The organism is Mesorhizobium sp. M0910 (assembly GCF_040319465.1).
In the GTDB taxonomy this organism is placed as follows: domain Bacteria; phylum Pseudomonadota; class Alphaproteobacteria; order Rhizobiales; family Rhizobiaceae; genus Mesorhizobium.
Window position 1 is genome coordinate 578,053 of sequence record NZ_JAMYNZ010000001.1, and the last position, 23,557, is coordinate 601,609.

The 23,557-nt window shown below is 63.2% G+C and carries 22 protein-coding genes; 5 read left to right on the forward strand and 17 right to left on the reverse strand.

The annotated features are described in order from the left end of the window. Nucleotides 1–71: 71 nt before the first annotated feature. The 10 genes from NKH78_RS02820 to NKH78_RS02865 all read right to left on the reverse strand — a co-directional run bounded on the left by NKH78_RS02820 (nt 72) and on the right by NKH78_RS02865 (nt 12,617). On the reverse strand, nt 72–1,622 hold the full coding sequence (locus NKH78_RS02820; protein WP_352881827.1) for a cation:proton antiporter: 1,551 nt from the start codon (nt 1,620–1,622) through the stop codon (nt 72–74). A 161-nt stretch (nt 1,623–1,783) separates the two neighbouring features. Then, nucleotides 1,784–2,848: an ABC transporter ATP-binding protein gene (locus tag NKH78_RS02825; protein WP_352737011.1), complete on the reverse strand. Its 1,065-nt coding sequence runs from the start codon at nt 2,846–2,848 to the stop codon at nt 1,784–1,786. 16 nt (nt 2,849–2,864) lie between these two features. Continuing rightward, nucleotides 2,865–3,656: an ABC transporter permease gene (locus tag NKH78_RS02830; protein WP_352478173.1), complete on the reverse strand. Its 792-nt coding sequence runs from the start codon at nt 3,654–3,656 to the stop codon at nt 2,865–2,867. Beyond that, nucleotides 3,653–4,567, reverse strand: a complete 915-nt coding sequence (locus NKH78_RS02835; RefSeq protein ID WP_023675356.1) for an ABC transporter permease — start codon at nt 4,565–4,567, stop codon at nt 3,653–3,655. The genes NKH78_RS02830 and NKH78_RS02835 overlap by 4 nt, the downstream gene beginning before the upstream one ends. 64 nt (nt 4,568–4,631) lie before the next feature. Further along, nucleotides 4,632–5,738 carry an ABC transporter substrate-binding protein gene (locus tag NKH78_RS02840; protein WP_352647657.1) on the reverse strand — a complete coding sequence of 369 codons (1,107 nt, stop codon included), beginning with the start codon at nt 5,736–5,738 and terminating at the stop codon, nt 4,632–4,634. A 242-nt stretch (nt 5,739–5,980) separates the two neighbouring features. Beyond that, entirely contained in the window at nt 5,981–7,153 is a 1,173-nt protein-coding gene (locus NKH78_RS02845; protein WP_352688003.1) for an iron-containing alcohol dehydrogenase, read from the reverse strand. Nucleotides 7,154–7,170: 17 nt separating this feature from the next. Next, nucleotides 7,171–8,559: an aldehyde dehydrogenase family protein gene (locus NKH78_RS02850; RefSeq protein WP_352688001.1), complete on the reverse strand. Its 1,389-nt coding sequence runs from the start codon at nt 8,557–8,559 to the stop codon at nt 7,171–7,173. Nucleotides 8,560–8,739: 180 nt separating this feature from the next. After that, nucleotides 8,740–10,110, reverse strand: a complete 1,371-nt coding sequence (locus tag NKH78_RS02855; protein WP_352687999.1) for a glutamine synthetase family protein — start codon at nt 10,108–10,110, stop codon at nt 8,740–8,742. 104 nt (nt 10,111–10,214) lie between these two features. Beyond that, the gene (locus NKH78_RS02860; protein ID WP_254816891.1) at nt 10,215–11,771 is read right to left on the reverse strand and encodes an amino acid permease; all 1,557 of its coding nucleotides are present in this window, start codon (nt 11,769–11,771) and stop codon (nt 10,215–10,217) included. A 21-nt stretch (nt 11,772–11,792) separates the two neighbouring features. Then, the gene (locus NKH78_RS02865) at nt 11,793–12,617 is read right to left on the reverse strand and encodes an N-formylglutamate amidohydrolase (RefSeq protein WP_352687997.1); all 825 of its coding nucleotides are present in this window, start codon (nt 12,615–12,617) and stop codon (nt 11,793–11,795) included. Between the two features lie 145 nt (nt 12,618–12,762). Between NKH78_RS02865 and NKH78_RS02870 the strand changes: the two genes are divergently transcribed. The 3 genes from NKH78_RS02870 (at nt 12,763) to NKH78_RS02880 (ending at nt 15,459) form a co-directional block, all read left to right on the forward strand. Beyond that, on the forward strand, nt 12,763–13,587 hold the full coding sequence (locus NKH78_RS02870) for a MurR/RpiR family transcriptional regulator (RefSeq protein ID WP_352687995.1): 825 nt from the start codon (nt 12,763–12,765) through the stop codon (nt 13,585–13,587). 522 nt (nt 13,588–14,109) lie between these two features. Next, entirely contained in the window at nt 14,110–14,925 is an 816-nt protein-coding gene (locus NKH78_RS02875; protein ID WP_352737013.1) for an SDR family oxidoreductase, read from the forward strand. Between the two features lie 39 nt (nt 14,926–14,964). After that, complete coding sequence (locus tag NKH78_RS02880) at nt 14,965–15,459, forward strand: MaoC family dehydratase (RefSeq protein ID WP_031211357.1); 495 nt, start codon at nt 14,965–14,967, stop codon at nt 15,457–15,459. 20 nt (nt 15,460–15,479) lie between these two features. Here the strand turns inward: NKH78_RS02880 and NKH78_RS02885 are convergent, their stop codons facing one another. Next, complete coding sequence (locus NKH78_RS02885; RefSeq protein ID WP_352737014.1) at nt 15,480–16,187, reverse strand: hypothetical protein; 708 nt, start codon at nt 16,185–16,187, stop codon at nt 15,480–15,482. Between the two features lie 192 nt (nt 16,188–16,379). On the opposite strand from NKH78_RS02885, the gene NKH78_RS02890 reads away from it, so the two are divergent. Together NKH78_RS02890 and NKH78_RS02895 are read left to right on the forward strand one after the other, a co-directional pair. Beyond that, complete coding sequence (locus NKH78_RS02890; protein ID WP_352737015.1) at nt 16,380–17,021, forward strand: TetR/AcrR family transcriptional regulator; 642 nt, start codon at nt 16,380–16,382, stop codon at nt 17,019–17,021. A gap of 177 nt (nt 17,022–17,198) precedes the next feature. Further along, complete coding sequence (locus NKH78_RS02895; RefSeq protein WP_352737016.1) at nt 17,199–17,438, forward strand: DUF680 domain-containing protein; 240 nt, start codon at nt 17,199–17,201, stop codon at nt 17,436–17,438. Between the two features lie 101 nt (nt 17,439–17,539). On the opposite strand, the gene NKH78_RS02900 is transcribed toward NKH78_RS02895, so the two are convergent. Genes NKH78_RS02900 through NKH78_RS02925 form a run of 6 tightly spaced genes read right to left on the reverse strand, consistent with a single transcriptional unit; the run spans nt 17,540 to nt 23,359 of the window. Further along, nucleotides 17,540–17,764: a hypothetical protein gene (locus tag NKH78_RS02900; RefSeq protein ID WP_352737017.1), complete on the reverse strand. Its 225-nt coding sequence runs from the start codon at nt 17,762–17,764 to the stop codon at nt 17,540–17,542. A 53-nt stretch (nt 17,765–17,817) separates the two neighbouring features. Then, nucleotides 17,818–18,396: a sarcosine oxidase subunit gamma gene (locus tag NKH78_RS02905; RefSeq protein ID WP_352737018.1), complete on the reverse strand. Its 579-nt coding sequence runs from the start codon at nt 18,394–18,396 to the stop codon at nt 17,818–17,820. Further along, a complete protein-coding gene (locus NKH78_RS02910; RefSeq protein WP_352737019.1) occupies nt 18,389–21,382 on the reverse strand; it encodes a sarcosine oxidase subunit alpha in 2,994 nt (997 codons plus the stop codon). Before NKH78_RS02910 ends, NKH78_RS02905 begins: the two co-directional genes overlap by 8 nt. Beyond that, nucleotides 21,379–21,675 carry a sarcosine oxidase subunit delta gene (locus tag NKH78_RS02915; RefSeq protein ID WP_352737020.1) on the reverse strand — a complete coding sequence of 99 codons (297 nt, stop codon included), beginning with the start codon at nt 21,673–21,675 and terminating at the stop codon, nt 21,379–21,381. Before NKH78_RS02915 ends, NKH78_RS02910 begins: the two co-directional genes overlap by 4 nt. 8 nt (nt 21,676–21,683) lie before the next feature. Further along, nucleotides 21,684–22,106, reverse strand: coding sequence for a hypothetical protein (locus NKH78_RS02920; protein WP_352506383.1), 423 nt, complete (start codon nt 22,104–22,106; stop codon nt 21,684–21,686). Continuing rightward, entirely contained in the window at nt 22,106–23,359 is a 1,254-nt protein-coding gene (locus NKH78_RS02925) for a sarcosine oxidase subunit beta (RefSeq protein ID WP_352506384.1), read from the reverse strand. Before NKH78_RS02925 ends, NKH78_RS02920 begins: the two co-directional genes overlap by 1 nt. Nucleotides 23,360–23,557: the final 198 nt, after the last annotated feature.

The window sequence follows — 23,557 nt, forward strand, 5'->3', positions numbered from 1 at the left end:
TCCTGCTGGCAGTAGCCGTTCGGTGGATTGGTTGCAATGTGCAGCCGGACGGAGGGAGCTTGGGCCAGATGCTAAGTCGTCAGTGGCTGGAACCGCCCGGGCGGGGATGCCGCCAGTTCCGACCAGTCGATCTCTTCCTCGAGGCGGTGGTAGGCCTCGTCGCCGATCGTTCCGTCGATGCGCAGGCGCTCCAGTGCATCGCGCTGGCTCTTGATGGCATAAAGACGCAACCTGTCATACTCGGTCGCCGCCTGGGCATCCTCCGGGTTCTCGGCGATGGCGCGCTGGGCGGCATATTGCTCGCGCACCGCCCCTGCGGCGCTCGACGTCTTGCCGCTGAGCACGTCGAGCGCAGCCTGCATGATGGCGACGCGCGCCTGCGCCACCTCCCGGTCGACCGTCTGGTCGGGCTTGAGATTGAGCACACTCAGCAACGGCTTCAGGCTGATGCCTTGCAGCACCAGCGTGCCGAGCACGACCGTGAAAGCGGCGAGCACGATCGGATCACGGCCCGGAAAGTCGGCCGGCAAGGCGAAGGCTGCCGCAAGCGTCACCAGGCCGCGCATGCCGCACCAGCCGATAAGCATGCCGCCGCGAAATGTCGGTGCGTCCTTCCGCCTGTCCTCGTCGCCCAGACGTGCCAGCGCTCTGAGGATCGCGCCGCAGCCCAGCACCCAGACGAGCCGCGATACGATGACAATGGCCAGCACCGCCAGGGCAAAGACGAACGCCTCGCTTTGTCCTTGCTCGGCAAGTCGACCGACAATCGATCGCGCTTGCAGGCCCATCAGGACGAAGGCCAGGACGTTGAGCACGAACACCGCCGTCTCCCAGACCGAGTAGGAACTGACACGATTCCTTGCCGGCATGCGGCGCGGCGATGTACGTGCGATCGTCATGGCATAGACGACGATCGTGATGATGGCGGACAGCCCTATCCTGTCGGCCAGGATCCAGACGCCAAAGGTTGAGGCGAATTGCACCACGGTGCCGCTCGCCGGGTCGTCGATACGGCCGAGTATGGCGAGAGACAACCGGCCTAGCACATAGCCTGCGGCAAGGCTGCCGACCGTCGACAGCAGGATCATTGGTATGGCACTGCTCAACAGGATAGAGCCGGCGGCTGCGGAAACCGACATTCGGTAGATCAGCAGTGCCGTCGCGTCATTGAGAAGGCTCTCGCCTTCCAGGATGGCGGTGATGCGGTGCGGTACCTTGAACTGCCCGAGCACGGCCGCCGCTGCCACCGCATCGGGCGGCGCCACAATCGCGCCAAGCGCTATGGCGGCGGCGACGGGCAGGCGTGCCATCGTCCAGCCGACCAGAGCGACCGCCACCGTGGTGAAGATGACGGCGCCAAGCGCCAGCAGGATGAGCGAAACCTTGTAGCGATTGAGATCGCGCAGCGACGTGTCGTAGGCCGCGTCGAGCAGCACCGGTGCGATGAACAAAGCAAGCGCCAACTCCGGGTCGATCTCGATAGTCGGTGCAAATGGCAAGAAGGCGATGCCAGCGCCGGCCAGCGCCAACAATGAAGGATAGGGAATCTGCAGGTGCCGCGACAGCGCGGTCAGGGCGACCGCGATGAGAAGCAGGACAAGGGTGAGTTCAAAAAGCGCCATGCCTTATCGTAGCGGTGAAGCCGGGCGATTGGCACTGCAAAAACGGCCGCGCCTTTGGCTGCTGGTGAATGGTGAGTGGTGAATGGTGAATGGTGAATGGCTGCGTGTAGAGGAATTTGGCGCGTAAAGCGCATTCTCACTATTCACTATTCCCTCTTCCCCTAATGCAGCACCAGCATGTCGCCCGACGAGAACGAAATTTCGGCCTTTTCGCCGACGGCCGGCGGCGGCGTGGCCGGGCTGTTGAACGTGTCGAGCGAGACCGTGGCGCCGCCGATGCCGACGCGCACGCGGATGACCGAGCCGAGGAAATGCACTTCGGCGATTTCGCCCGAAAGGCTGGAGTCGCGGCCGGGGTGGCGCCCCAGCGAAATCGCTTCCGGACGCAGTGCCAACGACAGCGTGTCGCCGGATTTCGAGCCGTTGAGCTTGCCCTTGAGCGAAACCTCTTGCGAATTGACGCGCACCTTGCCCGAAGCCGCGTCGGTGACCGTGCCTTCAAGCACGTTCAGCGTGCCGACGAAATTGGCAACGAATTTGGTTGCCGGTCGGTTGTAGATCTCGAACGGCGTGCCTACTTGCTCGGCCTTGCCGCCATACATGACAGCAATGCGGTCGGAGATCGACAGCGCCTCTTCCTGGTCGTGGGTGACGAAGATGGTGGTGATGCCGAGCTTCTTCTGGATCGAACGGATTTCCTCGCGCAGCGACACGCGCACCTTCGCGTCGAGCGCCGACAGCGGCTCGTCGAGCAGCAACAGCTTCGGCTTCGGCGCAATCGCCCGCGCCAGCGCGATGCGCTGCTGCTGGCCGCCGGAAAGCTGGTAGGGATAGCGGTCGCCCATCTGCGGCAGCTTGATGATATCGAGCATTTCGGCAATGCGCCTGTCGGCATCGGCCTTTGGCATGCCGGCGACCTTCAGCCCGAAGCCGATATTCTGCGCCACGGTGAGGTTCGGAAACAGCGCATAGGCCTGGAACACCATGCCGACATTGCGCTGATTGGGCTTCAGCCGGGTGATGTCCTTGCCGGCCACGACGATCTTGCCGGCGGACGGCTCTTCGAAACCAGCGACCATGCGCAGCACCGTCGTCTTGCCGCAGCCCGATGGCCCAAGGAAAGAGACGAATTCGCCCGGCTCGACGTCGAGGTTGAAATCCTGCACCACGATGATGGGGCCGAAGGATTTTCGCACATGCTGGATTGAGAGGAAGGGCTCGGTCATGGCTTTTTCCTTCGGGTCAGTTCGGACGGTTCGCCGATCGCGGCGCGAAACGCGACAGGATCTGGATCAGCGACATGCAGCCCCAGGTGATGGCGAAGGCGATGATGGCAAGCGCCGCCGGCTCGTAGGCTCGGTTAGCGCCGACGTTCTGCAGATAGGGTCCGAAGGCAGGCCGGTTGAGCAGGCTAGCCATGGTGAATTCGCCTATCACGATGGCGAAGGTCAGGAAGGCGCCCGACAGCACCGCGATCAGCACATTGGGCAGGATGACCCGGGTGATGATCGTGCCCCAGCCGGCGCCGAGAATCTGCGCCGCCTCGGTCAGTGTCCGCACGTCGATCGTGCGAAGTCCGGTGTCGACGGCGCGATACATGTAGGGCAGTGCTAGTGTCGCATAACCGATGACCAGCAAGGCATTGGCTCCTGTCTCGCTGCCCAGGAACGGCAGCGGTGAGTTCGACCCGTACATTCTAATGTAGCCGAAGACGATGACGATGGCGGGAATGACCAGCGGCAGCAGCGTGATGAACTCGACGACGGGCCTGAGCTGCGGCATCCGCAGGCGGATCCAATAAGCGGTAGGCACCACGATCAGCACGCCGAGAATGATGGTGAAAACAGCAGCGAGTACGGAATAGCCGAAGGTCGCCTGGAAACGGGGGTCGCCAAACACGACTTTGTACGCATCGAAGGAATAGGCGCCGCGCCGCATGCGCATGGAAAATTCCACCGTCGCGATAAGCGGAATGAAGAAGTAGGCAGCGCCCAGCGCGAAGACGACCCAGGCCCAGAAACGTCCGCTCTTCATTTAAGCCACCTTTCCGAGCGCGTCCGGAACCAGATGTAGAAGACATTGGCAAGCCCGGTGATGACGATCATACCGAAGGCAATGGCATAGCCGAGATGGGCATTGTGCAGCACGTCACCGCGGATCTGCGCGTAGAGCAGGATAGGGACGATGTTAAGCGAGGAGCCGGTCAGAGCGTAAGCGGTGGCGATGGCACCGAAGGCGTTGGCGAACAAGAGGATGACGGTGCCGAGGAAGCTTGGCCAGATCACCGGAATGACGACCATACGCCAGAACTGCGCCTGGGTCGCGCCAAGCGTTGCTGCCGCTTCGCCCCATTCCTTCTTCAGCCCGTCGATCGCTGGCACGATGATCACCACCATCAGCGGGATCTGGAAATAGACATAGGTCAGTGTCAGGCCCCAGAACGACAGAATGTTGAAACCATGGGCATAAATGTTGAAGCCGACCAAGACGTTGAGCAGCACCGTGGCGAGCCCGAGCCGGCCGAGCGTCGCGAGAAAGGCGAAGGCCAGCGGCACGCCGGCAAAATTGGAGGCCACGCCGGAGAAGGTCAGTGTCGCCGAGCGTATCCATTCCGGCAGTCCGCCGCGCACGATGGCGATGGCAATGGCAAGCCCCGCGAAAGCACCGATCAGCGACGAGGCGAGGCTGACCTTGATTGAGATCCAGTAGGCGGCAACGATCGACGGCTGCGCCAAGGCCGCTATGTTTTCGAAAGTGAATTCGCCGGCATCGTTCCGGAATGCGCCCAGCATCAGATAGAGCGTGGGCAGGATCAGGAACATGATGGCGAAGATGAAGAAAGGCGCAACGCCAAGCCATTGTGTCGGCAGCCTCATACTGCGGGCGTCGGCAGGAGGCGCGGTCTTCCCGGCAACAGCGTGATCGGACAACGAGATATCGGTCATGCGCCGGCTACCGTCCTGGAGGTATGCCGGGCGGCGATCTAAGCCGCCCGGCTGATCTCAAGTCTTACTTGACGTTGGCGCCGACGACGGCATCCCAGTTCTTGGTGATGGCTTCCTTGGCCTTGCCCTGCTCGTCGAGCGTCGGGAACACCGCGGCTGCATAGGACTCGGCCGGCGGCAGCTTGGCCATCACGTCAGCCGGGAGCTTGCCATTCTTGGCGAGGTCGTTGAAGCGGATCGGGTGACAATAGCCCTTCAGCCAGCCGATCTGGCCTTCGTCGGAATAGAGATATTCCAGCCATAGCTTGGCAGCATTGGGATGCGGCGCGTAGGCGCTGATCGCCTGAACATAGACGCCGGCGACGACACCGGTCTTCGGCACGACGACGTCGACCGGCGGATTGCCCTTCAGCGTGTCGCGGCCGGCAAGCGCGTTATAATCCCAGGTCACCAGGATTGGCGTCTGGCCTTGGGCAAGCGTCGCGGGCTTGCCAATGACCGGCACGAAATTGCCGGCGGCATTGAGCTTCTTGAAGAAGTCGAGACCAGCCGTGCCGGCGGCTTCGCCGGCGGCCGCACCGCTGGAAAGGCCGGCGGCATAGACGGCCTGGATGGCCTGATTCGAAGCACGCGGGTCACCGGCGAGCGCCACGGTATTGGCAAATTCCGGCTTCAGCAGGTCGGCCCAGTCGGCCGGCGCTTCCTTGACCAGGTCCTTGTTCACCAGAAACGAAAGCACGCCGTAGTAGTCGCCGGTCCAAAAGCCTTCGGCATCCTTGGCGCTGTCCGGGATCGAGTCCCAGGTCGATACTTTATAAGCCTGGATCAGGCCATCCTTCTTTGCGGTCGGGCCGAAGCTCAGGCCGACGTCGATGACGTCAGGCGCCTGCGGGCCCTTGTTGTCCTTGTTGGCCTTGATCGCTTCGACCTCGTCGCCGGAGCCGGCATCGGGATTGAGCTCGTTGACGGTGATGCCCGGATATTTTGCCTTGAAGCCGTCGATGACCGCGCCGTAGCCGCACCAGTCATGCGGCAGCGCGATGGTGGTGAGCTGGCCTTCAGCCTTGGCTGCGGCGACCAGTTCATCCATGGACTGGGCCGACGAGATGGCAGAGGTCGCCATCAGGGCGACGGCCGTAAGGGAAAGCAGTTTTCCCGTGAATTTGAACATGTGTTCTCTCCGTTGAACTGACGCCGTTGGACGCCTGCGATGCGGTATCGTTTTCGTGTGACAGCCAGATGAAAGCTTTGTGAAAGCGATGCCCTGCAGTACGAAAAAGTAAACTCTTTTTAACCGGCTGTAGCAATCGCTACGCGGCTATTTTTCCGGCTAACTAGTTTCGACCTTGCCGTTCATCCTTTCCCCCTTTCTTCGCCTCTTTTCCAAAGTGGATTTCCAATGCGGAAGTTGTCTCAGACGGCGCCGGCGATGGCATTTTCCAGCAGCGTCAGCGCCGCCTTCTTGGTCAGCTTGACCGGGTTGCCGCCGGCGGTCGGGTCGACCATCGCCATGTCGGCGATCAGGCCCTTGCGCTTCTTGTCCATGTCGAGCCCCTTGATCAGGCCGGGCAGCGCGTGCGGCACCTTGAGCTCCTTGCGCAGCTTGATGATCGCCTTCGCAAAACCGTCGAAGCCGCCCTTGATGCCGCAATAGGCGGCGAGCCGGGCTATGCGCGGCTCAATCGCCTCGCGGTTGAAGGCCAGCACATAAGGCATGAACACGGCGTTGGTCATGCCGTGGTGGGTGTCGTAGAGCGCGCCGATCGGATGCGACAGCGAATGAATCGCGCCAAGCCCTTTCTGGAAGGCGGCGGCCCCCATGGCGGCCGCGCTCATCATGTTGGCGCGGGCGACTAGATCCTTGCCGTTGGCATAGGCTTTCGGCAGGTTTTCGAAGACCAGCCTGATGCCTTCCACCGCGATGCCGTCGGCCATCGGGTGATAGCCCGGCGCACAATAGGCTTCGAGGCAATGGGCAAGCGCATCCATGCCGGTGCCGGCGGTGATGAAACCGGGCATGCCCACCGACAGCTCCGGATCGGCAATGACGATCGCCGGCAAGAGTTTGGGATGGAAGATGACCTTTTTGGTGTGGGTCGCCTCATTGGTGATGACGCCGGCGCGCCCGACCTCCGAGCCGGTGCCGGCGGTGGTCGGCACCGCGATGATCGGCGCGATCGCATCGGCATCGGCGCGCGTCCACCAGTCGCCGACATCCTCGAAATCCCAGACCGGCCGGGTCTGGCCGGCCTGAAAGGCGATGAGCTTGCCGAGGTCGAGCGCCGAGCCGCCGCCAAAGGCGATGACGCCGTCATGCTTGCCCTGCTTGAACACAGCGATGCCGGCGGTCAGGTTGGAATCGACCGGGTTCGGCTTGACCTCGGAAAACACGCCATACGGCACCTTGGCATCGTCCAGTATTTTCAGCGTCGAAGCCACCACCGGCAGTTTGGCCAGTCCCGGGTCGGTAACGAACAGCGGCCGCTTGATGCCGGTCGCCGCCAGCACCTCCGGCAGCTCCTTGATGCGTCCGGCGCCGAAGCGGACGGTCGTCGGGTAATTCCATTTGGAAACGAGTTTTGTCATTTTTGTCTTTCGAAAAGTCAGATGGCTTCGCGCAGATGGTATGATTTCGGCCTGGTCAGATTGTCGTAGCCGATGGCCGACAGTGCCGCGCCCTTGCCGGTGTCCTTGACACCGGTCCAGACCAGCGCCGGGTCGAGATAGTCGCAGCGGTTCATGAACACGGTGCCGGTCTCGACACGATCGCCGATCGCCGCCGCATGCTCAATGTCGCGCGTCCAGATAGAGGCCGTCAGCCCATAGGGGCTGTCGTTCATCAGCGCGATCGCTTCCTCGTCGTTGCGCACCTTCATGATGCCGACGATTGGGCCAAAGCTTTCCTCGCGCATGACGCTCATCTGGTGGTCGACCTGGGTCAGCACTTCCGGCGCCAGATAGGGCGAACCTTGCCTGTCGTTGGCCACCTTCATGTTGATGTGTGCCCTGGCGCCCTTGCGCAACGCCTCGGCCTTCTGCTCGCGGATCAGGTCGGCGAAGCGCGCCTGCGCCATCGGCCCCATGGTGGTCGCCTGGTCGAGCGGATTGCCGACGACGTAGTTCCTGGTCTCGGCAATGAAGCCCTCGACGAATTCATCGTAGACCTTCTCGTGGACATAGACGCGCTCGATGCCGCAGCAGCACTGGCCGGAATTGTAGAAGGCGCCGTCGACCAGATTGGCAACCGCATGGTCCATCTTGGCGTCCGGCAGCACATAGGCCGGATCCTTGCCGCCGAGTTCGAGGCCGAGCGTCATGAAGGTGCCCGCGGCGGCCTTTTCAATGGCGCGGCCGCCGGCGACCGAGCCGGTGAAGTTGACATGGTCGATCTTGCCGGAGCCGAGCAGCCTTTCGGTCTGCGCGTGGTTCATGACAAGGTTCTGGAACAGGCCCTTGGGCAGGCCTGCTGTGTCAAACGCCTGCTGAAAACGTTCGCCGACCAGCAGCGTCTGCGCCGCGTGCTTGAGGATGACGGCGCTTCCGGCCATCAGCGCCGGGACGATGGTGTTGACGGCGGTGAGATAGGGATAGTTCCAAGGCGCGATCACCATGACCACGCCGAGTGGCACCTTCTTCACATAACGGCGAAAGCCGTCCTTCGGGTTGGAGGCCATGACCGGCTTCAAGGCCGCCTCGGCGATCTCGACCATGTAGCTGACACGTTCCCTGACGCCGCCGAACTCGCCGCCATAGCGCACCGGCCTGCCCATCTGCCAGGCGATCTCCGGCACGATCTCGCCGGTCATGGCGACCAGCGCTTCCAGCATGGCAAGCATGTATTTGCCGCGCTCGACGACCGGCGTCTCAGCCCACTTCTCTTGCGCCGCCTTGGCACGTTCGACCGCGGCACCGATCGCCTGGTCGGTGGCAAGAGGCCGTTCGGCATAGATCGAACCGTCGACAGGGGATTTTATCTTGACCGTTTCGGTCATGCCTTGGGTCCTCGCATTCTACAATAATTATCGTTGGTCACGCCGCCCTCATCCGCCTGCCGGCACCTTTCCGCCTATAGTGACGGAGAAGGGACAAGCTCCAGCGCTGGCGACCCCCTCTCCCCGTTCTTCACAAGAGGGTAAAGGTGAGGGGCGGGCGGCGCCGACATTGCCAGCCATTCAATACCGCTCGAACCCCCTGTGCAGTTCCCAGTCCGTAATCCGGCGGTCGTACTCGAACTGTTCCCAGTGTGCCGTGTGGATGTAATGCTCCAGCACATCGTCGCCGAGCGCGTGCCTCAGCATCTTCGATTCCGCCAGCGTTGCGGTGGCGTCGCGCAGTGTCTTTGGAATTTCCGGCAGCTGCGAGGCCTGGTAGGCGTCGCCGACGAAGGGCTTCTGCAGTTCAAGCTTTTCATCGATGCCGGCAAGGCCCGCTGCGATCAGTGCCGCGAAGGCGAGATAAGGATTGAGGTCGGCGCCGCCGATGCGGCATTCCATGCGGATGCCCTTGGTGCCCTCGCCGCAAAGACGGAAACCGGCGGTGCGGTTGTCCTCGCTCCACATGATCTTGGTCGGCGCAAACGTGCCGGCCTGGAAGCGCTTGTACGAGTTGATGTAGGGCGCCAGGAACCAGGTGAATTCCTTGGCATATTTGAGCTGGCCGGCCGCCCATTGCTGGCCGAGTGTCGACAGCGTCCACTCGGCATTTTTGTCGTAGAACAATGGTGTCTTGCCGTCGGCGCTCCACAGCGAATTATGGATGTGGCTGGAATTGCCGGCCAGCCCGTAATTGTACTTGGCCATGAACGAGATCGCCTTGCCTTCGGACTCGGCGATTTCCTTGGCGCCGTTCTTCAGGATCACGTGGCGGTCGGCCATGTCGAGCGCCTCGGCGTAGCGGACATTGATCTCTTCCTGGCCTGGCCCCCACTCGCCCTTCGAATTCTCGATCGGGATGCCGGCCGCTTCCATCTCGTTGCGAAGCCGGCGCATGACGCCTTCTTCCTTGGTGGTGATGCCGATCTGGTAATCGCCGATATAGGGCGATGCCGTCTCGAGGCCCTGCCAGTGCTTCTTGCGGGCCGAATCGTAGGTTTCACTGAACAGATAGAATTCGAGCTCGGAAGCGAAATAGCCGATATAGCCGCGATCCTGCAGCCGCTTGACCTGCTTCTTCAGCATGGCGCGCGGCGAATGCGCCAGGTCGTCATGGGTATGGTGGTCGAGCACGTCGCAGATCACCAGCGCCGTCTTTTCCAGCCACGGAACGCGCCGCAGCGTCGCAAGGTCCGGCTTCATGACGAAATCGCCATAGCCCTTCGACCAGCTCGCCGCCTTGTAGCCCGGCACCGGTTCCATATCGATGTCGGCGGCCAGCAGGTAGTTGCAGCCATGCGTCTCGTCATGCGCGGAATCGACGAAATACCGGGCCAGGAACCGCTTTCCCGCAAGCCGCCCCTGCATGTCGACGATGCAGGCCAGCACGGTGTCGACCTCTCCGCTGGAGACCGCTTGCTTCAACTGATCGAAGGAGAAATTTCCGGCCATTCCTTTGGCACTCCAGCGCTTGTCGTTTCGGGCCTGTAAAGGCCACTTTGAAGATGTGGGAAGCTATGGCCGGCAAAGCGCCGGCCATAGTTGGAGGACTTGCCTCAGTGGCCGGTTTCGCCGACGGCCTGTTCCGCAGCCTTGATCGCTGCCTGGCGCGCCGCGATGATGTCGCCGAGCGGCGGGCCCTGGAAGCGGTTGCGCTCGAAGGCAAACCAGACGATCGCCGTCAGGATGAAGAAGCCGACGGTGATGTAGAGCGCCCAGTCGTTCGGCGGCTGGATGCCGATGACGAAGATCAGGAGCATCGACAGGATCGAAAGCACGCCGAACAGCATGAAAATGGCGCGCCCCATGTTCCACGGCCCCATCTTGTCCCATTTCGGCGTTCCCCAGGCCAGCATGCCGAGCACGATCGGCACGGTGAAGGAGAGGAACAGGAAGATGACGGTGCACGACACGACGATGGTGTAGGCCGAGGTGCCTGCGACTGAAACCAGCGTCGAGCCCCAGACGAACAGGACGGACAGGATCGACGCCGTCCAGATCGCCGCCACCGGCGTGCGGTAGGTCGGGCTGACCTTGGCCAGTGCCGAGGAACCCGGCAGGCCGCCGTCCCGCGAGAAGGCAAAGATCATACGCGAAGCGGAGGTGACGGTGGCGAGGCCGCAAAGCAGCTGTGCCAGGAAGACGACGAGGTAGACGAACTCCTTGACGCCCGGGCTGACGCGCTGGTCGAAGGCCCAGAAGAACACGTTCCAGCCCTGCTTGGCCGCATCGTCCATGTTCGGGATCATCAGCACGAAGGCTGCGAGGAACAGATAACCGAAGACGGCCGACCAGATCACCGACATGACCATGGCGCGCGGCACGGAGCTCGCCGCCTTGATGGTCTCCTCGGAAGTATGCGCCGACGCATCGTAGCCGGTGATCGTATAGATCGGCAGCAGCAGGCCAAGCGCGAACACCCAGGCATTGGATACCGACGGCCACACACCGGCGCCGGCATCGCCGGAATAATTGTGGAAGGTGAACAGCCGGCTGAAATCCCAGGTTTCGGCCGAGATCAGGCAGACGACCGCGATGAGGATCGAGCCGAAGAAGATCAGATAGCCCGAGAAGTCGGTCAGCTTGGCCGTCAGCTTGATGCCGAGGTGGTTGATCAGTGCCTGGGCGCCCGTGATGATGACCAGGAAGATCATCTGGTTGGTCAGCGTACCCTCGATGCCGAGCGCCGGTCCGAAGGCGCCGAGGAAAAACGTCCAAGTGCCGACATTGATGGCGCCGAGCACGGTGATCAGCCCGAGCAGGTTGAGCCAGGCCGTCACCCAGCCGGTGCCGCGATTGCCGAGGATCGAGCCCCAATGATAGAGGCCGCCGGCGGTCGGATAGGCCGAGCTGATCTGCGACATCGCTACAGCGAAGGTCAGCGAAACGAAACAGCCGACCAGCCAGCCAATGCCGATGCCGATACCGCCGGAGCCGGAGGTTGCCTGCGCCAGCGAGTTGATGCCGCCGGACAGGATGCAGATGATCGAAAAGGAGACCGCGAAATTTGAAAAGCGACTGAGGCGCCGCTCCAGTTCCTGGGCATAGCCCATATTGTGGAGGACCTTTACGTCCTCCGCCTTGTCAACTTCAGTGTAGCCCGATGCTGCCATTTTTAGTCCCCTTTTGGTTTCTTAGCTGGCCGATTGAACTGACTTTCCGACTGCGCTTGGTCTGGAGGCCTTGGCCGCCTCGGGCTCCAGATTGAGAAAAATACTCGCGAGCAGATCCGCCCATTTCCGCTGCCCGGCTGCGCCGGAGATCTCGTCGTTGCGGATTTCGATCATTGCGCAGGGCAGCCCGCGCGAGCGGGCATGGCGTTCCAGCGTGAAATAGACGCGGTCGGCCGGCGAATAGGGTTCGTTGACGCCGACGGTGACGCCGGCGACCCGCTGCAGCGCCGCGATCAGCGGCGCCGCCAGCCGGCGGTCCTCGTCGTGGATAACGCCGATATGCCAGGGCCGGCTGCTGCCCTTGTAGACCGGGGTGAAAGAATGGACCGAGACCAGCCGCGTCTCCCGTCCGGCCGCCAGGCGCTCGTCGATGATCGTCGCGATCCGGTCGTGGAACGGCCGCCAAGCGAGCGCGATGCGCGCCTCCCGCTGATCGGCCGAAAGCCCCTGATTGGCCGGGACCACGGTTTTTTCGCTGGCGCTGACCGTCACTATCAGGTCCGGTGCATCGAGCGGGCGGTTGCAGTCGATGACGAGCCGCGAAATGCAGGTCTCGACCAGCGTCGCATCGAGTGCCTCGGCCATGCGGCGCGCCACCGGCAAGGCGCCGGGATCCCAGGCGATGTGGCGGGAAAGCTCCTCGGCGGCAAGTCCGAGCGTTCCGAATTCCGGCGGCAGGAAATTGGAGGCGTGGTCGCAGGTCAGCACGAAAGGGCTCAATCCGCCGGGGTTCGTCACCCTTACGGTTTCAGGCGATGCAAGGCTGGCGGGCCGTGCTGTCTCCATTGTCTGCCGTCCCCGGGGAGCGCTGTACCGTATGTTACGTATTTTGCCTCATTGCGTCCCTATGGATGATTTCATACAGTTTGGCCGGCTTTGTCAAACGCGATTTCGATAATGCGGTAACGGCCCGGCCAGGGTGGGGAAAAACATGGTTTCCAGCATTGCCGAACTGATCTCCGACCGCATCGGCACCATGCCGGCCGGCGAGCGGCGCGCAGCGCAAACGCTGATCGCCAGCTATCCGCTGATCGGGCTGAAGACGGTCGCCGAATTCTCGGCTGCCGCCGGCGTATCGTCGCCGACGATCCTGCGTTTCGTCGCCCGGCTCGGCTTCCAGAACTATCCGGAATTCCAGTCGGCGCTGCAAGACGAACTGGCGGCGCAATTGCAGTCGCCGGCCTCGCGCACGCTCAATCCGCCATCGCAGGGCAGCGCCGTCTCGCCGATGCTGGAGGCGACGCTCGACAATATGCGCGAGACATTCCGGCATCTCTCGGACAAGCAGCTTGCCGACATCGTCGCCAAGCTTGCCGACCGGCGCGGCAAGACATTCCTGATCGGCGGCCGCTTCACCGACCCGCTGGCGCGCTACATGGCGGCCCACCTTGCTATCATCAAACCCAACGTCTTCCATCTCGCCGGCCAGGAAAGCGTCTGGCGCGACCGGCTGATCGACATGGGCAAGCGCGACGTGCTGGTGATCTTCGACATCAGGCGCTATCAGGACAGCCTCGTCCGCTTTGCCGAGACCGCCAACCAGCGCGGCGTGCAGATCGTGCTGTTTACCGACCAGTGGCTGTCGCCGATCGCCCGCTTTGCCCGCCATGTCATCGCCGGGCGCACCGCCGTGCCTTCGGCCTGGGACTCATCCGCCGCCCTTTTCGTCGTTGCCGAAGCGCTGATCGGCGCCGTCACAAGGCAGCTCGAGGCCGACGGCGCCAAACGCATCCGCGAGCTGGAAAGCCTGCGGTAGCGCAGGCTTTTGGAAAAGCACGCTCCTGGCCGCGCCTAGTCAACCAAAAAACTGACCATCTGCAGGATCAGGATCAGCAACAAAACGCCAAAGGCAGACGCCAAAACAGCTGCCAGCAGGACGATGCGTTGTTTCTTACCCACAGCTCCCCCGGGGAAGCATAGCTCCCGTCCACGACGACGAATGTCAGTCCTGCCCTATCGCTCAACCACCGTCCCACGTCATCAAGACCCGCCTGCGGCTTGGCGGAGGAGTAATGACGACTTGCTTCACGCGCGAAATGAACCGCTGGGGCCAAGGTGCTCGCTTGGAGGGACGGCTGCATCATTCATCCGAACCATGTCACGGCCGAATGACCACCTTGCCGTTCGGGCTTAACCATTTCAGCCGCAAACCGTGCCATCGCCGCAGTCCGGATACTTTTGGCGTGGCAAGGATAATCGTAGTTCGGCTAGCCTTGTCGATGCGAAGCCGCTCCTTGAACCATCAGTCAAACAGCGGTGAACTGCGCGGAGGAAATCGATGAGCTATCTGGACGAGCTGTTCTCAGTCGCCGGCAAGACGGCGCTGGTCACCGGCGCCGCGACTGGCATCGGCCGCATGGCGGCGACCGCTCTGGTCAAGGCCGGCGCCACCGTGATGATCGCCTCGCGCAAGGGCGAGGATTGCGTCGGGGTAGCCGGCGAGTTGAACGGCCTTGGCGCGCCCGGCAGGGCGGAAGGTTTTGCCGGCGACGTCTCCAGCGAGGCCGGCATTGCGGCGCTTGTGGCCGAGGTCAGGGCGCGGACCGAGCGGCTGCATATCCTGGTCAACAATGCCGGCATCTCCTGGGGGGCGCCGCTGGAAAGCTTTCCCTACCATGCCTGGGCCAAGGTGTTCGGCGTCAATGTGACCGCGGTCTTCCACCTGACGCGCGAGTTGCTGCCACTGCTCGAGGCCGCCGCCAGCGATGCCGACCCGGCCCGGGTGATCAACCTCGGATCGGTGATGGGCACGCAGCCTTTGGCCGAAGATGCCTACTCCTACTCGGCCTCGAAGGCCGCGGTTCACCACCTGACGCGCATCCTGGCGATCGAATTCGCCGGCCGCCGCATCACCGTCAACGCCTTTGCGCCTGGCCCTTTCCGGAGCCGGATGACGGCCTTCGCCACCGGCACCGAAGACCAGGCAAGACATGTCGGCAACCATGTTCCGATCGGCCGCATCGGCGCACCGGATGACATTGCCGGCGCAACGCTCTATTTGTGCAGCCGTGCCGGCAGCTATGTCACCGGCGCTATCCTGCCGATCGATGGCGGGCAGTCGGTGCAACACGGGCTGACATTATTCAAGGAATGAGACGCACGCCATCCGGCGAGTGAAATGCCGGGGGTGAAGATGGAGGACATCAGCGTGGAACCGATCAGTCTCGATGTGCTTCTGGCCAACGTCGGCAAGGAAGTCGGCGTGTCGCCATGGCGGGTCGTCACCCAGCGCATGATCGACCAGTTCGCCGATGCCACCGACGATCATCAGTTCATCCATTGCGATCCGGAACGCGCCAGCCGCGAAACGCCGTTCGGCGGCACCATCGCGCATGGCTTCCTGTCGCTTTCGCTGTTGTCGGCGATGACCTTCGAAACCATGCCGCCGCTGGAAAACAGCAAGATGGGCGTCAATCATGGCTTCGATTCGCTGCGCTTCCTGGCGCCGGTGAAGACCGGCTCGCGCATCCGCACCCGTTTCGTGCTGGCCGACGTCAAGGTCAGGCCGTCCGGCTGGGTGCAGACGGCGCACGACGTGACGATCGAGATCGAGGGCTCGAAAAAACCGGCGCTGACCGCGCGCTGGCTGACGCTGACGCTGATCGAACGCCAACCGGAAGCGGTTTGAGGTATCCAACGCCTGGGGACCTAAATCTGTTTGGCTTCGGCCGCGACATACTTCATATGGCGGCTGACCTGCAGCGCAATGTAGACGACCAGTGAGCAACCGATTGGAAACACGATCTCGTTGAGGCCGGTTGCGATAGCCTGCGGCAGTGCGAGAGCAGCGTCGTTTGCCGCGGCCGTCTCGATGGTCAGCACCGTGATCCCGCCGCCGAATACCGCGCCTATCAGGGCGCCCGCCAGCGCGAAATGGAGCGGACGCGGTTCTTCCTTCGATGCCAGCGACGCCAGTGTCCAGCCGAGCAGCCCGTATTCGATCGCCCGCAGCACACCCAGGGTCGTGAGCGACAGGATGGCCGGCTTTGCCGCCGCGTCCAGCGCGCTGACCATGACCTTTTGCGTCCCTTTGGCGATGCCCATCGCCAGTGGCGCTGAAATCGCGCTGATCAAGCCGCCGAGCGAGGCTCGCACCTTGGCGAGCGCCGTGCCGAGGCTGACGCCGGCGCAGACGAAGAACGACCAGGTCACGCCTTGCGCCAGTTCGATCAGAACCTGCGTCGTCGCCGGGTAGGCACCAGCCGCAAATCTGACGGTCAGAATGAGAGCTTCCATGGCAAAGCCGAGCGCGATCGCCAGCCATGCGACCATGACGACGCGCCTGAGCGCCATCCTGGCGCGATGGGAAAGCGGGTCCACGTCCGGCACGCCGGACGAAAGCTCAGTTCCGGTCATAACGGCCTCCCGAAACGAAATTCTTGCAGAGCCGCGAATTAGTCTTTGTCTGTAACAGTCCGATGTTGCCGGCTTTATTGCCGGGTTACATGGGTATTGCGACAGTCAGCCTTCTGCTTCGTGCCACCCTTGCCCGACGCCGTACAGCGTATATATGCTGCATCCAGCCATCAGTCATAAGGCAGTAGAAAGTTGCAGCTGAGCGTCCAGGAGCGCCGCGAAAAACAAAAGGCCGAACTGCGTTCCGAACTTGTCGACGCCGCGCACAAGCTTGTCCAGGAAGAAGGCTATGACGGCCTCACCATCCGCAAGCTCGCAGAGCGCGTTGGCTATGCGCCGATGTCGGTCTATTCCTATTTCGCCGACAAGCAGGACATCCTGTTCGCGCTGGCCGAGGATGCCTTCGAGACCTTGGCCAGGCGCATCGCAAATCATACGGCCGACGACCCGATCGAGGCGCTCAAGGCGGTGCTTGTCGAATACGCCGCCTTTGGGCTGGAAAATCCCAACGAATACCGCACCGTCTTCATGACCGAAAAAGTCGGGCCGCCAGCCGGAAAGACCTTCGCCGAAATGGAGAGCGGCAACCCGGCGATGAAAGTGCTGATCGCGAGGGTCGAAGCCTGCGTTGCCGCCGGCAGGCTCAAAGGCGATCCACGCGCCATCGCTACCATGCTGTGGGCGGTCGGCCACGGCGCCATCTCGCTGCTGATCACCTTCCCGTTCTACCCGTTCGGCGACCAGACGACGTTCATCACACGGATCGGCGACATCATGCTCGAAGCCATCGCCGCGCACGAGATTGCGCCGCTCACGCCGTCGGTCAACTGCTGAAGAGCGGCGCTCCTCCCGATCTGCAGGATCTTCTCCGAACGTTCTGCGCTGCGGCGCCGAGCGTTCGGCAATTCTCCGTACGCGTGCGATTTTGCTTGAACACCGGGAGTCCAGGGCGTATCTGTACGCAGTTCCGTACACGTACGAGAAATTCAATAACTGAACCGGAGACCGACGATGAAGAAGGCAGTCCTCACGCTCGCCGCCCTGCTGGCGCTCTCTGGCGCCGCATTTGCCGGCAGCAGTCAGCCAGCCAAGCAAGAAGCGGCCTGCATCGACACCAAGGCCGGTGCTAAGCTCGATTGCGCGCCGACCGGATCGCTTGAAAACGCCGATGCCCCGACACACAAGGCCGGCAGCAAGGGCCCGAGACTCGGCATCGGCATCGATCCGTGGATCGTGCCAAGCAGCTTCTGAGCCGGCCCGGCGACAATACGCGGTGATGAACCGAAAGGGCGACAGGACTTTCCGGCCGCCGATCTTGTCTGCTTCAGCCCTGCTTTATCGCGGCGTGCAGATCACTTCTTACGCTTCTGTCCCGCCACGTTTTTACGCTTGCCGGGTCTTGCCGGTGCGCCGGGAATGGCCGTTCCGGTGATCGACACCGGATCGCTGGCCGGGAATGTATCCTCGAGGCCTTCCTCGAGTTCCTCTTCGATATCTGTCCCAGTGCGCTGCTCGTCTTCGAAAGAGCGCACGGCCGGAGTCTTGACCGGCGACTTCGGCGCGGAGCTCGGCGGCATTTGCATTCTCCCTCGGCTCGCTGTCGCAGAACGGTCGGGCGCGGCGAACATGCCTATGCTGCCGCGTCGCGCGTTGCCTCCGACAGAAAAGTAAAGACATAATCGGAAAAGGAACGCCAGCATTCGACGCGGAACGCGTCGGCCGCCGTGCGCAACAGCACGATTTCGACCTTGCCGAGAATGCTACGCGACGCCGACCCGACCGGAAAGGCGTCGAGCGACAGATCCTGCGGGCAGCCGGCATTGATCGTCGCCGCGGCAGCCGGACCGGTAACCGATATGGCGACGTTGCGGTGCGAGATGCCGACCGCCGAATGCAGTACGGAAATGCTGGCGCAGTCGGCGAGCGGATCTTTTCCGTTCTCGTCGATGACCAGCCATTCGTCCGGCCCGAGCCACAAGGCCGTGCGTCCGGCCTTTGCCGCCGAGGTTTTCGGCCTTTGCGGCAGGACGACGCCGAGCGCTTTCGAAAGTGCCGCAATCGAGGCTTCCGGCGCGCGCAGCGATATGCGCTCGGCCGGCGGCAGCACGGCAAGTGTAACGCCGGCGGCGGAAAGCGACTGGCCGGCGAGAGCCGGACGGCGTTCGACTGAGGGTCCGGCGGCGTTGGTTTTCACGGCGGCCTTAGCCATTGAGGCGCTCCCCCTTCTCGTCGAAGGACACCATGCCGGTGACCTCCACCTCGATCACCCCGTTCGGCATCGGCACATAGAGCGTCTCGCCCGTGCGATCGCGGCCGCCGGCGACCAGCCCCAGCGCGATCGAGCGGCCGCAATTTTGCGACCAATAGCTCGACGTGACATGGCCAATCATCTTCATCGGGATTGCCTGCTTCGGGTTCGCGACGATCTGTGCGCCCTCCTCCAGCACCACCTTGGGATCCCTGGTCTTCAGGCCGACAAGCTGCTTGCGGCCCTTGGCGACCAGATCCGGCCGCGCCATGCCGCGAATGCCGACGAAGTCGGTCTTCTTCTTGCCGACCGCCCAGTCGAGCCCGGCGTCGTTCGGCGTCACCGTGCCGTCGGTATCCTGGCCGACGATGATGTAGCCCTTTTCGGCGCGCAGCACATGCATAGACTCTGTGCCATAGGCACAGGCGCCATGCTTCTGGCCCTCGGCCCACAACGCTTCCCAGACCGCTTCGCCGTAGTCGGCCGGCACGTTGACCTCGAAGCCGCGCTCACCGCTGAACGACATGCGAAACAGCCTGGTCGGCACGCCGCAAATCCGGCCTTCGCGCACCGACATATGCGGCAGCGCCTCATCCGACATGTCGATGCCCTCGACCAGCGGCGCAATGATGTCGCGAGACTTCGGTCCCTGCACGGCAATCACCGCCCATTGCTCGGTGATCGAGGTCAGCCAGACGTTGAGATGCGGGAACTCGGTCTGGAGATAGTCTTCCATATGGTTCATGACCCGCGGCGCACCGCCGGTCGTCGTCGTCACATGGAAACGGTCGGGGGCAAGCCTGCCGACGACACCGTCGTCATAGATGAAGCCGTCCTCACGCAGCATGATGCCGTAGCGGCAGCGGCCGGGCTCAAGCTTTTCCCATGGATTGGTGTATAGCAGTTCCATGAATTTGGCCGCATCCGGCCCGACCACCTCGATCTTGCCCAGCGTCGAGGCGTCAAACAGGCCGGCTGTCTTGCGCACCGTGACGCATTCGCGGTCGACGGCGGCATGTATGTCCTCGCCCGGCTTCGGGAAATACCAGGCGCGCTTCCACTGACCGACATCCTCGAATACAGCGCCTTGGCGCTCGGCCCAGGGATGGATCGCCGTCTTGCGGGTCGGGTCGAACAGGGGACCCCGCGCATGCCCGACGATCGAGCCGAATGTCACCGGCGTATAGGGCGCGCGGAATGTTGTCAGCCCGACCTGCGGGATCGGCTTGCCCAACGTCTCGGCGGCAATCGCCAGGCCGTGCATATTGGAGGTCTTGCCCTGGTCGGTCGCCATGCCATTGGTGGTGAAGCGTTTGACGTGCTCGATCGAGCGCATGCCCTCATGCACTGCCTGGCGGATGTCCTTGGCGGTGACGTCGTTCTGGAAGTCGACGAACGCCTTCACCGTCGTGTCGGCGCCGGCACCGGGTGCGGCACCCAGCATGCCGCGCGACCAGCTTTCGCCGGCGTCGATCTTCGGCTTGGTGCCCTTGGCCGGCCTGCTGCCGGCGTCTTTGGCCGCCTTGGCGCCGGCGGCGTAAGCTTCGTCGATGGTGGCCGACAGCCCGTCGGTGCCGTTGCAGGCGCCGACCGAGACGCAGTCCTGCGCATAGGTTCCGGGCACGAAGCGCTTGGTCTCGTCGTTGAAGGCGACCTTGCCGCGTGATTGCGAGAACAGGTGCACCGACGGCGTCCAGCCGGCCGACATCAGGATCGCGTCGACCGGAATGGTGCGTTCGCCGCCGCCATTCTTCGGCTGCACGGTCATCGACGACACCCGCAATTTGCCGCCGGCGCGTATCACCGCGCGGCCGAAATTGACCTCGATGCCGAGCGCCCTCGCCTCGTCGATCACCGGCCCGGTCGGGTTGTCGCGCAGATCGATGATCGCCGCCACGTTGATGCCGGCCTTTTTCAGGTCGATCGCCGCCGCGTAGGCGGAATCGTTTGCCGTATAGACGCCGACATTCCTGCCGACGGCGACGCCGTAATGGTTGAGATAGGTGCGCGCCGCCGACGCCAGCATGATGCCGGGGCGGTCGTTTTCGGCAAACACCATGTGCCGCTCGATGGCGCCGGTCGCCAGCACCACCCGTTTGGCACGAACCTGCCACAGCCGCTCGCGCGGCAGGTCGCGGCCGGGGTTCTGTAGATGGTCGCTGACGCGCTCGACCAGCCCGACGAAATTCTGCGCGTAATAGCCGAACGCCGTGGTGCGCGGCAGCACGCGGACATTGTCCATCGACTTCAACTTGGCGACGGCGGACTGCGCCCAGGCAAAACCGTCCTGGCCATCGATACTGGCGCCGCTCTCGAAATGAAGGCTGCCGCCGAATTCCGCCTGCTCGTCGGCAAGGATGACACGCGCCCCGGTTTCAGCCGCGGCCAATGCCGCGGCGATACCCGCGGCACCGCCGCCCAGCACCAGCACATCGCAGTGGGCGAAGCGCGCCGAATAATGGTCGGGGTCCGGCTGGTCGGGAGCGACGCCAAGGCCGGCGGCGGCCCTAATCTTGGGTTCGTAGAGGTTTTTCCATGCAGTCTTCGGCCACATGAACGTCTTGTAGTAGAAGCCGGCCGAAAGCATCGGCGAGGCGATACTGCTGACGGCGCCGACGTCGAAGGCGAGCGACGGCCAGCGGTTCTGTGACTGTGCGGTCAGCCCGTCATAGAGCTCTTGCACCGTAGCTCGGACGTTCGGCGTCTTGCGTGCCGCGTCGCGTTTGATCTCGACCAGCGCGTTCGGCTCTTCGGCGCCGGCCGACAGAAAGCCGCGCGGCCGGTGGTACTTGAACGACCGGCCGACAAGATGGACGCCATTGGCAAGCAGCGCCGAGGCCAGCGTGTCGCCCTCGATACCGGTATAGGGACGGCCATCGAAGCTGAAGCCAGCTATCTTTGCCTGTTTGAGCCGTCCGGCGCCGGCAATGCGGAATGTCGCGCTCATTTTGCGGCTCCCGGCAGCTTTACGGGCTTCGGCTCGCCGGCCTTGTAGGTCATCAGGAACCTGTCGCTGACGGTGTCGCGCACGGCGTTGAAGAACCGCGCGCAGCCATGCATGTGGCGCCAGCGCTCATAGATGATGCCTTTGGGATTTGAGCGGATGAAGAAGAACTTTTCGAAATCGTCGTCGCTCTCGCCGGCGACATTAGGGGAACGCGCAATATGCGCCTCGCCGGCGTTGCGGAACTCGAGCTCCGGACGCTCTTCCTCGCAATAGGGGCAGCGGATGAGAAGCATGGTTGGTCCTACAATTCGCCGTGGCCGAGGCGGGCGCCGGCCGGTTGGTCGCAAAGCCTCTGGCCCAAGGTCACGAAGGGCGCGACGAGCCGGATGCGCTCCTCGATGCTTGCCGCAGGGCTGAAGAGGTCGCGGTTGGCCATGTTGCCGATCGTCAGCAGGACCGGATCGACCGTGACGATGACGACGCGCGGTTCGAACGGCTCGTCGTCGTCCAGATCCGCCGGCCGGCCTTCAAGAAACGAGACGACCCTTTGTCCGCCGCTCCAGACGCAGGCCAGAATGCCGTCGTCGACGGAAAACGGCCATTCGGTCTCGTTTTCGGCGCGGCTGATCGGCTGCGTGCGCACCTCGTCCGGCGACGGAAAATGGAACAGGCCTTGCTCGCCGGCGAGCATCAGCGGCATGGCGACGGCCATCTCGGTCATCATCAGTGCGCCACCGCTGCCGCCGCCGCCTCGTCGATGAGGCGGCCGGTGCGGAAGCGCTCGATGGTGAAGGGCGCGTTGATCGGGTGCGGATCGTCCCTGGCGATGGTATGGGCAAAGACATGGCCCGAACCCGGCGTCGCCTTGAAACCGCCCGTGCCCCAACCGCAATTGACATAGAGGCCGGGCACTGGCGTCTTGGCCAGGATCGGCGAACGGTCCGGCGTCACGTCGACGATGCCGCCCCATGAGCGCAGCATCTTCATACGGGTGAAGATCGGGAACATCTCGCAGATCGCATCGAGCGTATGTTGCAAAATGTGCAGCCCGCCGGTCTGCGAATAGGAGACATACTGGTCGGTGCCGGCGCCGATGACCAGTTCGCCCTTGTCGGACTGCGAGATATAGGCATGCACCGTGTTCGACATGACTACGCAGGGCACCACCGGCTTGACCGGCTCCGACACCAGCGCCTGCAGCGGATAGCTTTCCAGCGGCATACGCACGCCGGCCATGTTCATGATCACCGAGGAGTGGCCGGCGGCGACCACGCCGATCTTCCTGGCGCCGATGAAGCCGCGCGTCGTCTCGACGCCCGTGACCGCGCCGTTCGGCGCCCGTTTGACGCCGGTGACCTCGCAATTCTGGATGATGTGGACGCCGCGCGCCGAGGCGCCGCGCGCATAGCCCCAGGCGACCGCATCGTGACGCGCCGTGCCGCCGCGGCGCTGCAGGGAGGCGCCCATCACCGGATAGCGCGCATTGCGCGAAATGTTGAGCGGCGGGCAGAATTCCTTGGCCTGCTCCGGCGTCAGCCATTCGTTGTCGATGCCGTTCAGCCGGTTGGCATGGACGTGGCGCTGCAGCACCTGGATGTCGTGGATGTTATGGGCCAGCATCATGACGCCGCGCGGCGAATACATGACGTTGTAGTTGAGCTCCTGGCTGAGCCCGTCCCACAGCTTCAGCGCGTGATCGTAGATTCCGGCGCTCTCGTCGTAGAGATAGTTCGAGCGGATAATGGTGGTGTTGCGGCCGGTATTGCCGCCGCCGAGCCAGCCTTTTTCCAATACCGCGACGTTGGTGATGCCGTGCACGGTGGCGAGATAATAGGCGGTGGCCAGGCCGTGGCCGCCGGCGCCGACGATGATGACGTCGTACTCCTTCTTCGGCTCCGGCGAGGACCACTGTTCCTCCCAACCCTTGTGGCCGCGCATGGCCTCGCGGGCGATGGCGAATACCGAGTATTTCTTCAACGTCGCAGGCCTCGCAAATGACGGCCGGGCAGATCAGCCAACCCCGGCGCGCGAGCTTGTATCACTAGCGAAACGGCGCTGCCAGCCTTGCACTGTTTGCGACGGCGCTTGCCGTTTTGCGCCGTGATGAAAAAGAGGCATGCGACGTGATGGAGCGATCAAACCACATCTGAAGCACCTTGCACGTATCGGGTGGCT

Coding starts and splice junctions, on each gene's coding strand:
- NKH78_RS02820 (WP_352881827.1), bottom strand. CDS start 1,622: ATGGCGCTTTTTGAACTCACCCTTGTCCTGCTTCTCATCGCGGTCGCC.
- NKH78_RS02825 (WP_352737011.1), bottom strand. CDS start 2,848: ATGACCGAGCCCTTCCTCTCAATCCAGCATGTGCGAAAATCCTTCGGC.
- NKH78_RS02830 (WP_352478173.1), bottom strand. CDS start 3,656: ATGAAGAGCGGACGTTTCTGGGCCTGGGTCGTCTTCGCGCTGGGCGCT.
- NKH78_RS02835 (WP_023675356.1), bottom strand. CDS start 4,567: ATGACCGATATCTCGTTGTCCGATCACGCTGTTGCCGGGAAGACCGCG.
- NKH78_RS02840 (WP_352647657.1), bottom strand. CDS start 5,738: ATGTTCAAATTCACGGGAAAACTGCTTTCCCTTACGGCCGTCGCCCTG.
- NKH78_RS02845 (WP_352688003.1), bottom strand. CDS start 7,153: ATGACAAAACTCGTTTCCAAATGGAATTACCCGACGACCGTCCGCTTC.
- NKH78_RS02850 (WP_352688001.1), bottom strand. CDS start 8,559: ATGACCGAAACGGTCAAGATAAAATCCCCTGTCGACGGTTCGATCTAT.
- NKH78_RS02855 (WP_352687999.1), bottom strand. CDS start 10,110: ATGGCCGGAAATTTCTCCTTCGATCAGTTGAAGCAAGCGGTCTCCAGC.
- NKH78_RS02860 (WP_254816891.1), bottom strand. CDS start 11,771: ATGGCAGCATCGGGCTACACTGAAGTTGACAAGGCGGAGGACGTAAAG.
- NKH78_RS02865 (WP_352687997.1), bottom strand. CDS start 12,617: ATGGAGACAGCACGGCCCGCCAGCCTTGCATCGCCTGAAACCGTAAGG.
- NKH78_RS02870 (WP_352687995.1), top strand. CDS start 12,763: ATGGTTTCCAGCATTGCCGAACTGATCTCCGACCGCATCGGCACCATG.
- NKH78_RS02875 (WP_352737013.1), top strand. CDS start 14,110: ATGAGCTATCTGGACGAGCTGTTCTCAGTCGCCGGCAAGACGGCGCTG.
- NKH78_RS02880 (WP_031211357.1), top strand. CDS start 14,965: ATGGAGGACATCAGCGTGGAACCGATCAGTCTCGATGTGCTTCTGGCC.
- NKH78_RS02885 (WP_352737014.1), bottom strand. CDS start 16,187: ATGACCGGAACTGAGCTTTCGTCCGGCGTGCCGGACGTGGACCCGCTT.
- NKH78_RS02895 (WP_352737016.1), top strand. CDS start 17,199: ATGAAGAAGGCAGTCCTCACGCTCGCCGCCCTGCTGGCGCTCTCTGGC.
- NKH78_RS02900 (WP_352737017.1), bottom strand. CDS start 17,764: ATGCCGCCGAGCTCCGCGCCGAAGTCGCCGGTCAAGACTCCGGCCGTG.
- NKH78_RS02905 (WP_352737018.1), bottom strand. CDS start 18,396: ATGGCTAAGGCCGCCGTGAAAACCAACGCCGCCGGACCCTCAGTCGAA.
- NKH78_RS02910 (WP_352737019.1), bottom strand. CDS start 21,382: ATGAGCGCGACATTCCGCATTGCCGGCGCCGGACGGCTCAAACAGGCA.
- NKH78_RS02915 (WP_352737020.1), bottom strand. CDS start 21,675: ATGCTTCTCATCCGCTGCCCCTATTGCGAGGAAGAGCGTCCGGAGCTC.
- NKH78_RS02920 (WP_352506383.1), bottom strand. CDS start 22,106: ATGATGACCGAGATGGCCGTCGCCATGCCGCTGATGCTCGCCGGCGAG.